The sequence below is a fragment of the Halarcobacter ebronensis genome (assembly GCF_013201825.1).
Lineage (GTDB): Bacteria > Campylobacterota > Campylobacteria > Campylobacterales > Arcobacteraceae > Halarcobacter > Halarcobacter ebronensis.
This window is the reverse complement of the sequence record NZ_CP053836.1, coordinates 1,380,371-1,393,371: the sequence shown is the minus strand read 5'-3', so window position 1 is coordinate 1,393,371 and position 13,001 is coordinate 1,380,371. Positions and strand designations below refer to the sequence as shown.

Below are 13,001 nucleotides of genomic sequence, written 5' to 3'. Positions count from 1 at the left end.
TTACTCTTTTAGATTTTCAAACTCTTTTGAGGTCATACTTGGAATAAACTCAACAATCTCATATTTTGCAAGACCTGCAATATTAAATGGATCTTGACTTAATACCTCTTCTAATCTCTCTTTTGAATCCAATTTTGAAAGGATCACTCCACCCTCTCTTGGAACTTTTCTACCTGAAGCTATAAAATTATTATTTTTATATTGCTCTTTTAAATACTCAACATGTGATTGCAAATATTCATCAACAACCTCAAGTGGTTTTATATATGTAAGTAAAACTATAAACATCTTTATCCTTTACAAAAAACCTCTTGAGGCTTTTTAGTTTACTGCTTTTGAAGTATCATAACAAAGCTCATAATAGTTGTTATTATTAAACTGAAACTCTTTTACAACTTCAAGTCCTAGTTTTCTAGTATGTGCTTCATAAGATCTTGGATTTATTTTGTTTATAAAAGTTACCAAAATAGGATATCTTTTATTCATCTCTTTTCTTGCAAAATCAAAAATAAGTTTTAAAACATCCGTTCCTCTTACACTTTTATCCACACAAACTGGTCCATATTGATATGAGTTATCCACACTTAATGTAACACCTTGAAATTTAACATTTGATAAATCTTTTATCATATGTACAAACATAGGCCATGCTGACCAATATGCCCAAGATGCTGCCATAACATAAGCAACAATATTTCCATCTTTTTTTGCTATAAAAAGTCCTTTCTCATCTTTTATAAGTGAAGTTAACTGCTCTTTGGTAAAAGCTGTTGTTATAAATCCATCTTTTTTATCCTCTTCATTTATAGTATCAACTTGATACCGTGAATGAAGTTTTAAAATCTCATCTATATCATTTAAGGTTGCTAATCTACACTCTATCATCTATTTTCCTTCATACTTAAAATTGTTTCTTTATCTATATTATAACCTCTTTTTTCAAGGTAATCTAAAACCATATTAAATCTATCTTTAGGTAAATTTTGCCCAACTTTTAGTTTTCCTGTTATATTTTCAATATCAAATCTAAAAACTTCTGTTGCATTTATCATTTTAGTATAAACCTCTTGGTTTAATGGTTTATATTTTCCTTCTGGTTGAAGTTTTTCCATTAAAAGGGATAATGCTCTTACTTTTTCATCATAGTCTTCTACTATAAAAATTTGCCCACTTGCGCAAACTGATCTAAAAAATTGTGTAGCAGGACAAGCTAAGTCATCAGTGCTGCTAAAATATGATTGGATTAAAGAGTAAGGCAAAGCAACACTAAAAGCAGCATAAGAGTTTGATACAATAAACTCTTTTTTCTTCCCTTTTTTTGCTCCATGGAAATATACAACATTTCCATCATATACAAAATTTACAGGTATGCTATAGGGTTTATTATCACAACTTAATGCCAAAGTTGCATATTCACTACTATTTAAAATCTCGTCTATTATCTCTTTTTTAACTATTTCAAATTCACTTCTTCTCATTTATATTTCCTATTTTACTTCTAATCTACTACTTATAGCTAATATATTTAACGCATTTATTATAAGTGCCAACCATTCAACTGCTAAGATCTCCTTTTCATTTAAAACCTCTTTTATATTTTCATAAAGAGTATCAGGTATATGTGTATCTTTGATATAACAAATTGCCTCAACTAACTCCAAACTTGCCCTCTCTTTTTCATTAAAATATTCGGTTTCTTGCCAAGCAGGAAGAACACTTACTCTATCTATAGTTTCACCTGTATCTAAAGCATCTTTTGTATGAAGCCTTACACAAAAAGCACATCCATTTATTTGTGAAGCTCTAAGTAATAATAGATGACTAAATCCCTCATTTATATTTGCGTCTTTTATCAAAGCTTGCATATCATGCTTTAAAGATATTAATTTGTCGTACATATGTGGTGCTTTTTTACCAAGATTTATTCTTTTATCCATTTTATATCCTTTAATATCTATTAAGTTGTTTTTCGTATAATATCTTTAAATTGTACTTATTACAAGATACAAATTATAATTTTTTTATGGAGACAGTTTTGTATAATATAGATCCAAATTCAAAAAAACCAATCTATCTTCAACTTTATGAAGAGATAAAAAAAGATATTCAAACAAATCTAAAAGCAGGAGAGAAACTGCCTTCCATTAGAAAGATGACAACAGATTATAAGATTAGTAAAAATACTGTACAAACAGCTTATAATCAACTTTTTGCAGAGGGTTATATAGAGAGTATTCCTCAAAGTGGATATTTTGTTAGTGAGAACCTTTATGATAGTTTTAAAAAAGAAAAAGAAGTTGACTTAGAGAATAAAACATTAGATGATATTGTCAAATATGACTTTTATCCAGCTTGTTTAAGTGCTGATACTTTTCCAAAAAAAACTTGGCTAAGACTTTATAATAAAGTTTTAAAAAGCTCTTTAAATCTTGGAGTATATCACAACAATCAAGGGGATATTGAACTTAGAGAACAAATTGTAAAATATCTTAAAAGTTCAAGGAGTGTAAACTGTACAATTGAAAATATTGTTCTCACAAGTGGTTTTGCAGATTCTATGTTTATAGTTTCAAAGATATTAAAAGATGAAATAAAAAAGATTGCTTTTGAAACTCCAAGTTACAGAGTTGCAAAAAAAGTTTTTGAACAACATAATTTTGAGATTGAAGAGATTGAAGTACAACAAAATGGTATAAATCTAAAGCAATTAAAAAAATCCAAAGCAAAACTTCTATATCTAACCCCGTCACATCAATATTTTTTTGGAGTTACAACTCCTATTGCAAATAGAATTGAGATAATAAATTGGGCAAAAGAGAATAACTCCTATATCATTGAAGATGATTATGATAGTGAATTAAGTTATAACAATAAACCAATCCCTGCAATGCAAGGCATTAACAATAATACTCAAGTAATATATACGGGAACTTTTTCAAAATCTTTATCTCCCTCATTAAGAATTGCATATTTAGTTTTACCTGTTAAACTACTAGAAAAATACAAAAAAGAGTTTGATTATCCCTTTTCAAATATTCCCATAGATATACAAAAAACCCTTGCTTTATTTATAAAAGAGGGATTTTGGGATAGGCACTTAAGAAAGGTAAGAACTCAAAATAAAAAGAAACATGATATTTTAAAAGAGGAACTTCTTAATACTATGGGGAAAGATATAAAGATTTTAAAAGAGGGTTCTGGTTTAAATATACTAATTAAATCTATGGTTAATATTGATTTATTAAAATTTCAAGAGGAGTGTAGAAAAAACTATATTAAAATCTATCTAAGAGAGATTTCAAAAGAACAAACAGTTTTATCTATGGGTTTTGGTGGCTTTAAAGAAGAAGAGTTAAAAAAAGCTATAAAAATATTTAACTCCCTTTGGCAAAAAGAAAAAAGGGATAAAAATATCAAAGATTAAGAATACTTGTATTAATCTTTGTCAATTTAATAAAAAGATTATTTATGCTAAAAAATATTTCAATTATTGTTATTCCTGTTTTTATTTATTTAATTTTATCAAATTTTATAGTAGATCAGAAAGATATTATTCTTATTAGTACCATTGCTACAACTATTATATTTTGGGCTACAAACTTAGTACCTAGTTTTCTAAGTTCTTTATTATTTCTTTTTTCTTGTACTATTTTTTCTTTAAGTTCAAAAGAGATTATATTTTCAGGATTTTCCTCTTCTGCCTTTTGGTTAGTTTTTGCAGGAATGTTAATAGCAAGTGCAATAAAAAATGTAAATCTTACAAATAGAGTTTCAAAATATTTTGCAAATATAAAAAATATCAGTTATTTAAATCTAATAGTATCAATTGCTATTTTTTCTACTATTTTTAGTTTTATTATGCCTTCTAGTGTTGGAAGAGTTGTATTAATGGTTCCTATTTCAATAGCTGTTGCAAATAGTTTTGGATTTAAAGAGAACGATAAAGGCTATATTGGAATACTTCTAGCTTTTATTTTAACTACATCTATGTCAGGTTTTACTATTCTTCCTGCAAATGTACCCAATATGATCCTTTCTGGTCTTGCCTCACAAATCTATAATTATGAAATCTTATATTCGCACTATTTAGTAAGCAATTTTATAATTTTAGGGTTTTTAAAAAATATCATAATTGTAGGTTTGATTTACTATTTTTTCAATGATAAAGCAAAAATATCAAATAAAAACAGAACAAAAGTTAAACTTGACAAAAATGAGATAATTGTACTTATTACAATATTTATAATGATCCTATTTTGGGCTACCGATTTTATTCATAAAATTTCACCTAGTATTATTGCTATTTGTGGAATAATTTTCCTTGGATTGCCTTTTATTGGTATTATAAAAACAGAAGATTTAAATAGTTTAAAATTTTCATCTTTATTATTTGTAGCTACAGTTATTGGACTTGGAAGTGTTGTTGCCAATAGTGATTTTATTAGAACATTATTATCTAATGCTATAGATTTTTATGAACCATCAGAATATGAAATAATAAACTATTTAAAAGTAAGCTTATTTATGTCATTAACTGGGATATTCACAACACAGCCGACTATTCCTGCTATTTTTACACCTCTAGCCCAACATATAAGTGATGTTACAGGATTTAATCTAAATCAAATATTTATGATACAAGTTGCTGCTTATTCAAATATATTTTTTTCATATCAAGCACCACCTTTGATTGTAGGGCTAGCGCTTGCAAAAATAAAACAAAAATATGTATTAAAAATATTAATTACAACAGCTATTATAACTACCCTATTTTTATATCCATTAGAATATTTTTGGATAAAACTTTTAAACATATAGAAGATAGAGAACTATCTTCTATTTTATTTTAAATATTCAAGACCAGTTTTTGCATCTTCCATTGTTTGTTTTATATAAGCAATCGATTCTTCTAGTTTTTTAGTTTCCCACTCATCCAATGTAACAGGTAATTGAGTAATTACCCCCTCTCGTCCAATAATACAAGGCATACTTAAAGCAACATCGCCATTGTGTCCATATTGTCCTTTTAGTGTTGTAGAAGTTGGATAGATACTTCTTTCATCCAACATAACAGCTTTTGCCATAGTTATTGCAGCTTGTGCAACACCAGCATTTGTCCAACCCTTTCCATTAAAAACTTTATAAGCTGCAGAAACAATCTCTTTTTGTATAATTTCTGGATTTAAAATATGATTTTTTGTTTTAAAATATTTGGGTAAATCTTTAAAATTTATACCAGAGATATTTAGATTGCTTAAAACTGGAAAAGCAGTTTTTCCATGTTCTCCCATCATATATCCAGTTACAGATTTTGGATCAATATCATAAATATCAGCAATCACTTTTCTAAGTCTTGCTGAATCAAGCATTGTACCAGTACCAAAAACTCTGCCTTTTGGATAAGCAAACTCATTTTCTGCAATATAAACCATAGTATCCAAAGGATTTGTAATAAGTATAATAATTGCATCTTTTGTATATTTGGTTATACCTGTCATAACTTCTCTTATTACTTCACAATTTGTTTTTGTAAGAAGAGCTCTATCTGGTTCTGCTGTAGGGTCATTTTCATTTGGTATTACACTAGGACCAGCTGCAACTATAATAACATCAGCATCTTTACACTGTTCATATCCACCACTTGTAACTTTTATATTGTTCATATATGTAAGCGCTGTTGCTTGTGCTTGATCCAAAGCCTCTCCATAGGCAACATTTTCTAATATATCTATTACACCTATCTCTCCAAACAATCCAATTTTCATAGCATCTGCTAAAACATAAGAACCAACATGCCCAACACCTACAACAACTAATTTATTTATATGCATTTATATCTCTCCCTCAAATTTTGATTCAAAAAAATAATAGAACCATTTAACTATCAAAAAGTTCCAATAAATAGTAAACTTTATAACTATGCAATTAAGCCTAATAATAGTGATAAAAGGAGCAAATATTCACTTTAAGAAAGGTAAAATAAAATTATTTTTATTTTAGAAAACTTTAGAGTTACTCTTAATATTAGTTCTATATAGAGCTTTTAAACAGTAAATATAATTTTAAATCAATATTTATTAATTTTCTTTTAATATTTAATAAAAAAGTAGTTATCTTCATTAATAAGTTATTTATTTTAAAATTATAAAATAGTTATTAATTCTAATTTACAAGGAGCATATAATGAGCGAAAAAAAAGTTTACCAAATGTATATTAATGGTCAGTTTATATCAAAAAATGAAACAATTCCAGTAATAAACCCTTCTGATAAACAAGTAATCTCTTATATTCCAAAGGGTACAAAAGAGGATGTGGCAAAAGCTGTAGATGCAGCATATGAAGCACAAAAATCTTGGGAAAAACTTCCTGCAATTCAAAGAGCCTCTTACCTAAAAAAGATTGCTCAAAAGATTAGAGATAATGTTGATATGTTAGCAAAAACAATTACAGAAGAACAAGGAAAAGTTTTAGGTTTAGCTACTGTTGAAGTTAATTTTACAGCTGATTATATTGATTATATGGCTGAGTGGGCAAGACGATATGAAGGAGAAGTTCTTCAAAGTGATAGACCAAATGAGAATATCTTTTTGTTTAAACTTCCTGTTGGAGTTGCTGCTGGTATTTTACCTTGGAATTTCCCTTTCTTTTTAATTGCAAGAAAACTTGCCCCTGCACTTTTAACAGGAAATACTATTGTAATAAAACCAAGTACAGACACACCAAACAATGCCTTTGAATTTGCAAAACTTGTTGATGAAATTGATTTACCCAAAGGGGTGTTTAATCTCGTTTCAGGTTCTGGTTCAGAGATAGGAAATGCACTTGCAAAGAATGAAAAAGTTGGAATTGTAAGTTTTACAGGTAGTGTTCCAACTGGGGTTAAAATTATGGAAGCAGCTGCAAAAAATGTAACAAGAGTATCTTTGGAACTTGGAGGAAAAGCTCCTGCGATTGTTATGGGTGATGCAAATATAGATTTAGCTGTTGAGGCAATTAAAAACTCAAGAGTTATAAACAATGGACAAGTTTGCAATTGTGCAGAGAGAGTTTATGTACACAAAAGCATAGAAAAAGAGTTTACTCAAAAGATGATAGAAGCCATGTCTGCCACTACTTATGGAGATCCACTTAAAGAGGAAGTTGATATGGGTCCTCTTATTAATGAAGCTGCAATAAAACATGTACAATCACTTGTGGATGGAGCAGTAAAAGAGGGAGCAACTGTTGTAACAGGAGGGAAAATTGCATCTAGAGATGATGGATTTTATTATGAACCAACAGTAATTACAAATGTAAAACAAAATATGAAAATTATACATGAAGAGATATTTGGTCCTGTTCTTCCAATTGTAACTTTTGAGACTTTTGATGAAGCAATTGCAATGGCAAATGATAGTGAGTATGGACTAACTTCATCAATATATACTCAAAATATTGATTTGGCAATGAGAGCTTGCAAAGAGATAAAATTTGGAGAAACATATATCAACAGAGAAAACTTTGAAGCTATGCAAGGTTTCCATGCAGGTTGGAGAAAATCTGGTATTGGTGGAGCCGATGGGAAACATGGACTTGAAGAGTTTTTACAGAAAAAAGTTGTATATCTACAATATGATATGAATAGACAATACTAAATAAAGAGTTAGCAGTTCTGCTAACTCTTAAAACTATTTTATCTTCCATAATATGAGATTATAGAAGCCTTTTGTAATGTATGGAAATTTAAAGTAAATCCTACAGTAGGTGCATTTGCATTTTCATCAAGTCCAAGTTTTTCAACATCTAAAGCATATATTGTAAAGACATATCTATGGGCTTTATCTCCTTTAGGAGGACAAGCTCCACCAAATCCTGGTTTACCATAATCAGTAATACTTTGAACAATATCTTTTGAGATTTTGTTTCCAAACCCTTCTTCCAAAGATGTTTTATCTTTAGGAATATCAAACACAATCCAATGCCACCATCCTGAACCTGTTGGTGCATCTGGATCATACACAGTTAATGCAAATGATTTAGTCTCTTTTGGAGCACCACTCCAAGACAACTTTGGTGAGATATTTTCCCCCACACATCCAAAACCATTAAAAACCTGTTTACTTGTTAATTGCCCTTTTAAATCATCACTTTTTAAAGTAAAATTATCTGCAAATAAAATTGTTATACCAAAAGCCAATAATATTAATATTTTTTTCATTACTACTCCTCATTTATATAAACTTTTTGAATAAAAGTATGAAATTATATCAAAATCTCTTCTTTAAAAAATAAAAATTTTTTATTTAATTTTTCAATTTTAATCTTTTTGGAACAGCAGTTTAAGTAAAATATTTTTACGTTTTAACATCTAAAGGTTAGCAATGATTTTAAAAAAAATACATTATATTATCTCATTTTTATTAGTTCTTTTATCTATATTACTTACAATCCTAGTTCCAGGTGGTCCAGTAGAAACAAGAGACTTCTCTCACTACAGTGAAACCGTTTTAGCCTTGTTTAACATCTTTCTTACCATATTGGGGCTTCTTAGTTTTATTGTGGCTTTTTTGGTTGCCAAAAGGAAAAAGTATTCTATAGTTTTAAGTGCTCTTTTTGCTTTGCTTTATATTCTTGTATATCTATTTGATTTATTAAAAATCTTTCCAACAAGTCCTGTAACTATGCCATCAACTCTTTTTCTTATAGAGGTTATAAGCACTTTTATAGGATTTATTTTAATTTATTTATGTGTTAAATATAATAATCTCGAAGCAAAAAATAATGAAAATATCACTATAAAATTCTCTTTTTATAAAATTGTTTCAACCTTGATAGTTTTATTATTTGCTATAGGAATAGTGATTTTTGCAACAAAATCTGCAATGGGGTAATAACTAAAATAATAATATTTATCCCATCAAAGTTATATTGAACCTTTAAATAATATTATTTATATTAGAATTATTTTAACAATTCGTAAGGTTCAATATTAAAAATCTTTGCTATCTTATAAATATGTCCTAAATTAAAATGTTTTCCATATTTACAGTTCTCACAATTTGAATAAAATGCAACTGAGTTAATCCCTATTTCTAATGCCACATCCAACTGCTTTAAGTTATTTTCTAATCTTATTTTTTTAATATTTTTTGATATTCTTTTATGAAAAAAATCAACCTCACATTGGGTTGAGTTAGTAAAAATATTCATTATTTTATTTATCCTATAAAAACTTTTATTAAAACTGTAGAGAATTAGAGTATAGATATCTAAACAGAAATTACTATTATATACTTAGAGTTTTTTTTTATCTTTATCCTATAGGATAAATCAAATATTCAAAATATAAAACACTATTTCATATACAAAATACTTTTTATTATAATTTTTTATATATTTAATACATTAGTAATTCTTAATATTTTTATAATAAATACAAATAATTTATCCTATAGGATATAGATATCGTATATAGTAGTAAGATACAATAATAGCTAGATGAAAAATGATATTAAAAGATCTCTATGAATAAAAATGATTTATTTACTGAAAAAAATTATAGAATTCTACAATTAGCTGATGAAATTACACATGCAATAAATGAATGGAAAACTAAATTAAATAAAATATATACTATGTCATCAGGGACTTTAGTTAACAGTGAATATGGTTTGGTTACAGAAGCTACGTATAATGAAACCTTAGTTTCAATAAATGAAAATATTGCATCAATAATAAATACTATTAACTCCTTTGAGACTTTTTTATGGGATAGAAAAGAAATCAAACAATTTAATATTAATAATACTTTACAAAATATAGTATCTTCCTACACTTCTATTTATAAAAAATACAATATCTCTATTGAAACTGATTATTTTACTACTATTTATATTTTTGGTTATGAAAATGAATTATCGAAAATATTTCTATATATTTTAAAGTCATTAATAAATGTTCTAAAAAATAAGAGTGAATCTAAACTTGTAGTAATTAATACGCAAACAAATAAAAACAAAACTATCATTACATTTAAAAGTACTAATGTCACTGTTGATGAGATTCCCTTAGATATTAGTTTACATATATCAAAAAAGATTATTGAAGAATATTATAAAGGAGAGATAAAAATAGCAAATAAAAAGTTTAAATTTAAAGGGAAAAGTGTCTATGGAATTGAGGTTTGTATTCACTTAAGTAGCATTGAATAATATAATCAAATTATTTAATTTTATTTCTAATAATAAATATAAGAATAAAGATGGAGAAAAATATGTTTAAAAATATAAAAATCACTACAAAATTAAGTTTAGGTTTTGGAATTGTTTTAGTACTAATTGGTGTACTTGGATTTATTTCTTTACAACGAATGAGCATGATAAATGAAGAATCATCAATAATGTCAAATAATTGGATGCCAAGTATCAAAGTGGTAGAAGAGATTAATACTAATACTTCTGATCTACGTATTACAGAATACTTACATGTATTATCACAAACTCCAGAAGATATGAAAAAAGCAGAAGATGAAATGGCAGAAGTATTAAATACTATCAAAAAAAATCGTGCAATATATGAAAAATTAATTTCTTCTTCTGAAGAGCAAGATGTATATGATATGTTCTCAAAAGAGTTTAGCAATTATTTAAAAATAAATGAACACCTATTAAAGGTTTCGAGACAAAATAAGACAGAAGAAGCAATGAAAATTTTACAAGAAGGGGAATCTTCATTTAATAAATACTCTTCTGAGATGCTTAAATTGGTTGAAATGAATATTAAAGGTGGACAAAAAGCTAGTGAAAGAGGAGATATCGAATATGAAGATGCAAAAACAATGGTTCTTGTGATTATTGTTGCAGCACTTATATTAGGAATTGGAACAGCTTTTCTTATTATTAAAGAGATTGTTAATAAACTAAATAGATTCCAAATAGGATTAATAGCATTCTTTAAATACTTAAATCGAGAGATAGCAGAAGTAAAATTGATAGAAATCGATTCATCAGATGAATTTGGCAGTATGGCAAAAGTAGTAAATGAAAATATTGAAAAAACTGAAAAGGGTATAGAAGAAGATAGGAAATTAATAGATGAAACTATTGCAGTATTAGGGGAATTTGAACAAGGTGACTTAGTGCAAAGATTAGATTTAAATGTATCAAATCCAGCTTTAATGCAGCTAAAAGATGTATTAAATAAAATGGCAGATAATCTAGAAAATAATATTAATAATGTATTAGATATTGTAGAACAATACTCTTCATATAACTATTTAAACAAAATATCTACAAAAGGATTAAAAGAACATCTTTTAAAACTTGCCTCTGGAGTAAATAATTTAGGCGATTCGATAACTGAAATGTTAGTGGAAAATAAATCAAATGGTTTAACACTAGAAAAAAGCTCAAATAGTTTACTAAATAATGTAGATAAATTAAATAAAAGTTCCAATGAAGCAGCAAGTTCACTTGAAGAAACGGCAGCAGCTTTAGAAGAGATAACAAGTAATATTAGAAGTAATACAGAAAACATAGCAAAAATGTCTCAACTTTCAGTTGGAGTAACTGAATCAGCGAATAAAGGTGAAAAACTAGCAAATGACACAACATTAGCAATGGAAGATATAAATATACAAGTTGCTGCAATAAGTGAAGCTATAAGTGTAATAGACCAAATAGCTTTCCAAACGAATATTCTAAGTTTAAATGCAGCAGTGGAAGCGGCAACGGCAGGTGAAGCAGGAAAAGGTTTTGCTGTTGTTGCAGGGGAAGTTAGAAACTTAGCATCTAGAAGTGCTGAAGCTGCAAGTGAAATAAAATCATTAGTAGAAAATGCAACAAATAAAGCTAATGATGGGAAAAATATTGCAGATGAGATGATAAAAGGATATAAAATATTAAATGAAGATATCCAAGAAACAACAAATCTAATCTCTGATGTTGAAAATGCTTCAAAAGAACAGCTTTCTGGAATAGAACAAATAAATATTGCTGTAAATCAATTGGATCAGCAAACACAAGAAAATGCAATAATTGCATCTGAAACACAAGATATTGCAAGCTTAACAGATCAAATAGCTAAATTTATAGTAAATGATGCCAATAAAAAAGAATTTAGAGGGAAAGATAATGTTGTAGCTAAAAAAAATAAAAAAGAGAAAGAGACAAAAGAAAAGTCAAAAACCACAATACAAAAAGAAAATATCAAAGACGAAAAAGATAATGATGATTGGGAAAACTTTTAAATAAATTCTTAAATTGTGATAGGCTACGCCTTATCACAATTAGAGACCGTTTAGAATTTTGTGTCAATGACTGATAGTTGAATGAAATTATATCATAGTCAACTAAAGTTCCAAAAACTACAGGTTGTTGAACTTTTATATATTATAGACATCAGTTATTCATAAATTGATGATTTTAGATGGTTGGCATATCAACTAATACTTTATTACTATATAGCCCTTATTTTTAGGGTTTATTATATATCAATGTACTCAAATGACCTTTTAAAAATATATCTACATAACTTTCAAAATGCAATAATGTACTATTCAAAAAATAGGCAACTAAGTATAATTCCAAAAAAGGAGTACAAATGGAATTTCAAACTAAAGTAGCAATAGTAGTTGCTGAAGACTTACAAAGTTGGCAAAAATTAAATGTAGTCTCTTTTTTAACTTCTGGAATTGTGGGACAATCTCCACAAATAATTGGAGAAATATATATAGACAAATCAGGAAAAGAATATTCTCCTTTAAGTATTCAACCAACGATAATCTTAAAAACTTCTAGAGAAAAGTTACAGACTATTCTTCAACGTGCAAAATCTAAAGAAATCACAGTTGCATTATATATCGAAGATATGTTTGCCACTGGTCACGACTCTGCCAATAGGGAAACAGTTCGTGCTTATAAAACAGAAAATCTTCCTGTGGTTGGAATTGGTATAAGAGCAGAAAAAAAGATTGTTGATAAAGTGACTAGAGGTGCGAAACTACATGAATAGTAAAAGGAGT

13 protein-coding genes and 2 pseudogenes are annotated in these 13,001 nt (G+C 27.7%); 8 read left to right on the top strand and 7 right to left on the bottom strand.

Translation table 11 applies throughout. The annotated features are described in order from the left end of the window. Genes AEBR_RS06810 through AEBR_RS06795 form a run of 4 tightly spaced genes read right to left on the bottom strand, consistent with a single transcriptional unit; the run spans position 1 to position 1,937 of the window. The gene (locus tag AEBR_RS06810) at positions 1 to 288 is read right to left on the bottom strand and encodes a YciI family protein (RefSeq protein ID WP_129088222.1); all 288 of its coding nucleotides are present in this window, start codon (positions 286 to 288) and stop codon (positions 1 to 3) included. 33 nt (positions 289 to 321) lie between these two features. Then, positions 322 to 885 (bottom strand): GNAT family N-acetyltransferase, encoded by a 564-nt coding sequence (locus AEBR_RS06805; protein ID WP_228712208.1) that lies wholly within the window; start codon positions 883 to 885, stop codon positions 322 to 324. Continuing rightward, positions 882 to 1,478 (bottom strand): pyridoxamine 5'-phosphate oxidase family protein, encoded by a 597-nt coding sequence (locus AEBR_RS06800; RefSeq protein WP_129088221.1) that lies wholly within the window; start codon positions 1,476 to 1,478, stop codon positions 882 to 884. The genes AEBR_RS06805 and AEBR_RS06800 overlap by 4 nt, the downstream gene beginning before the upstream one ends. 9 nt (positions 1,479 to 1,487) lie before the next feature. Then, complete coding sequence (locus tag AEBR_RS06795) at positions 1,488 to 1,937, bottom strand: carboxymuconolactone decarboxylase family protein (protein WP_129088220.1); 450 nt, start codon at positions 1,935 to 1,937, stop codon at positions 1,488 to 1,490. Between the two features lie 98 nt (positions 1,938 to 2,035). Between AEBR_RS06795 and pdxR the strand changes: the two genes are divergently transcribed. Continuing rightward, complete coding sequence (pdxR, locus tag AEBR_RS06790) at positions 2,036 to 3,424, top strand: MocR-like pyridoxine biosynthesis transcription factor PdxR (protein ID WP_129088219.1); 1,389 nt, start codon at positions 2,036 to 2,038, stop codon at positions 3,422 to 3,424. A gap of 44 nt (positions 3,425 to 3,468) precedes the next feature. After that, positions 3,469 to 4,818: an SLC13 family permease gene (locus tag AEBR_RS06785; protein ID WP_172658868.1), complete on the top strand. Its 1,350-nt coding sequence runs from the start codon at positions 3,469 to 3,471 to the stop codon at positions 4,816 to 4,818. A 23-nt stretch (positions 4,819 to 4,841) separates the two neighbouring features. On the opposite strand, the gene AEBR_RS06780 is transcribed toward AEBR_RS06785, so the two are convergent. Continuing rightward, positions 4,842 to 5,831, bottom strand: a complete 990-nt coding sequence (locus AEBR_RS06780) for a lactate/malate family dehydrogenase (protein ID WP_129088217.1) — start codon at positions 5,829 to 5,831, stop codon at positions 4,842 to 4,844. A gap of 352 nt (positions 5,832 to 6,183) precedes the next feature. Here AEBR_RS06780 and aldA point away from each other — a divergent pair, with 352 nt between their 5' ends. Then, positions 6,184 to 7,635, top strand: a complete 1,452-nt coding sequence (aldA, locus tag AEBR_RS06775) for an aldehyde dehydrogenase (protein ID WP_129088216.1) — start codon at positions 6,184 to 6,186, stop codon at positions 7,633 to 7,635. Between the two features lie 38 nt (positions 7,636 to 7,673). Here the strand turns inward: aldA and AEBR_RS06770 are convergent, their stop codons facing one another. Further along, a complete protein-coding gene (locus tag AEBR_RS06770; protein WP_129088215.1) occupies positions 7,674 to 8,198 on the bottom strand; it encodes a YbhB/YbcL family Raf kinase inhibitor-like protein in 525 nt (174 codons plus the stop codon). Positions 8,199 to 8,361: 163 nt separating this feature from the next. Between AEBR_RS06770 and AEBR_RS06765 the strand changes: the two genes are divergently transcribed. Next, positions 8,362 to 8,871, top strand: coding sequence for a DUF8051 family protein (locus AEBR_RS06765; protein ID WP_172658867.1), 510 nt, complete (start codon positions 8,362 to 8,364; stop codon positions 8,869 to 8,871). 70 nt (positions 8,872 to 8,941) lie between these two features. On the opposite strand, the gene AEBR_RS06760 is transcribed toward AEBR_RS06765, so the two are convergent. Then, the gene (locus AEBR_RS06760) at positions 8,942 to 9,190 is read right to left on the bottom strand and encodes a helix-turn-helix transcriptional regulator (RefSeq protein ID WP_420370935.1); all 249 of its coding nucleotides are present in this window, start codon (positions 9,188 to 9,190) and stop codon (positions 8,942 to 8,944) included. Positions 9,191 to 9,504: 314 nt separating this feature from the next. Between AEBR_RS06760 and AEBR_RS06755 the strand changes: the two genes are divergently transcribed. The 4 genes and pseudogenes from AEBR_RS06755 to AEBR_RS06745 all read left to right on the top strand — a co-directional run bounded on the left by AEBR_RS06755 (position 9,505) and on the right by AEBR_RS06745 (position 12,991). Further along, the gene (locus AEBR_RS06755) at positions 9,505 to 10,191 is read left to right on the top strand and encodes a hypothetical protein (protein WP_129088389.1); all 687 of its coding nucleotides are present in this window, start codon (positions 9,505 to 9,507) and stop codon (positions 10,189 to 10,191) included. Positions 10,192 to 10,241: 50 nt separating this feature from the next. Beyond that, positions 10,242 to 10,778, top strand: a pseudogene (locus AEBR_RS15625) (MCP four helix bundle domain-containing protein); the annotation flags it as partial. A 129-nt stretch (positions 10,779 to 10,907) separates the two neighbouring features. Continuing rightward, positions 10,908 to 12,227: pseudogene (locus tag AEBR_RS06750) on the top strand (methyl-accepting chemotaxis protein); the annotation flags it as partial. Between the two features lie 353 nt (positions 12,228 to 12,580). After that, positions 12,581 to 12,991, top strand: a complete 411-nt coding sequence (locus AEBR_RS06745) for a DUF2000 family protein (RefSeq protein ID WP_129088391.1) — start codon at positions 12,581 to 12,583, stop codon at positions 12,989 to 12,991. The last annotated feature ends 10 nt before the right edge of the window (positions 12,992 to 13,001 follow it).

Coding starts and splice junctions, on each gene's coding strand:
- AEBR_RS06810 (WP_129088222.1), bottom strand. CDS start 288: ATGTTTATAGTTTTACTTACATATATAAAACCACTTGAGGTTGTTGAT.
- AEBR_RS06805 (WP_228712208.1), bottom strand. CDS start 885: ATGATAGAGTGTAGATTAGCAACCTTAAATGATATAGATGAGATTTTA.
- AEBR_RS06800 (WP_129088221.1), bottom strand. CDS start 1,478: ATGAGAAGAAGTGAATTTGAAATAGTTAAAAAAGAGATAATAGACGAG.
- AEBR_RS06795 (WP_129088220.1), bottom strand. CDS start 1,937: ATGGATAAAAGAATAAATCTTGGTAAAAAAGCACCACATATGTACGAC.
- AEBR_RS06785 (WP_172658868.1), top strand. CDS start 3,469: ATGCTAAAAAATATTTCAATTATTGTTATTCCTGTTTTTATTTATTTA.
- AEBR_RS06780 (WP_129088217.1), bottom strand. CDS start 5,831: ATGCATATAAATAAATTAGTTGTTGTAGGTGTTGGGCATGTTGGTTCT.
- aldA (WP_129088216.1), top strand. CDS start 6,184: ATGAGCGAAAAAAAAGTTTACCAAATGTATATTAATGGTCAGTTTATA.
- AEBR_RS06770 (WP_129088215.1), bottom strand. CDS start 8,198: ATGAAAAAAATATTAATATTATTGGCTTTTGGTATAACAATTTTATTT.
- AEBR_RS06765 (WP_172658867.1), top strand. CDS start 8,362: ATGATTTTAAAAAAAATACATTATATTATCTCATTTTTATTAGTTCTT.
- AEBR_RS06760 (WP_420370935.1), bottom strand. CDS start 9,190: ATGAATATTTTTACTAACTCAACCCAATGTGAGGTTGATTTTTTTCAT.
- AEBR_RS06755 (WP_129088389.1), top strand. CDS start 9,505: ATGAATAAAAATGATTTATTTACTGAAAAAAATTATAGAATTCTACAA.
- AEBR_RS06745 (WP_129088391.1), top strand. CDS start 12,581: ATGGAATTTCAAACTAAAGTAGCAATAGTAGTTGCTGAAGACTTACAA.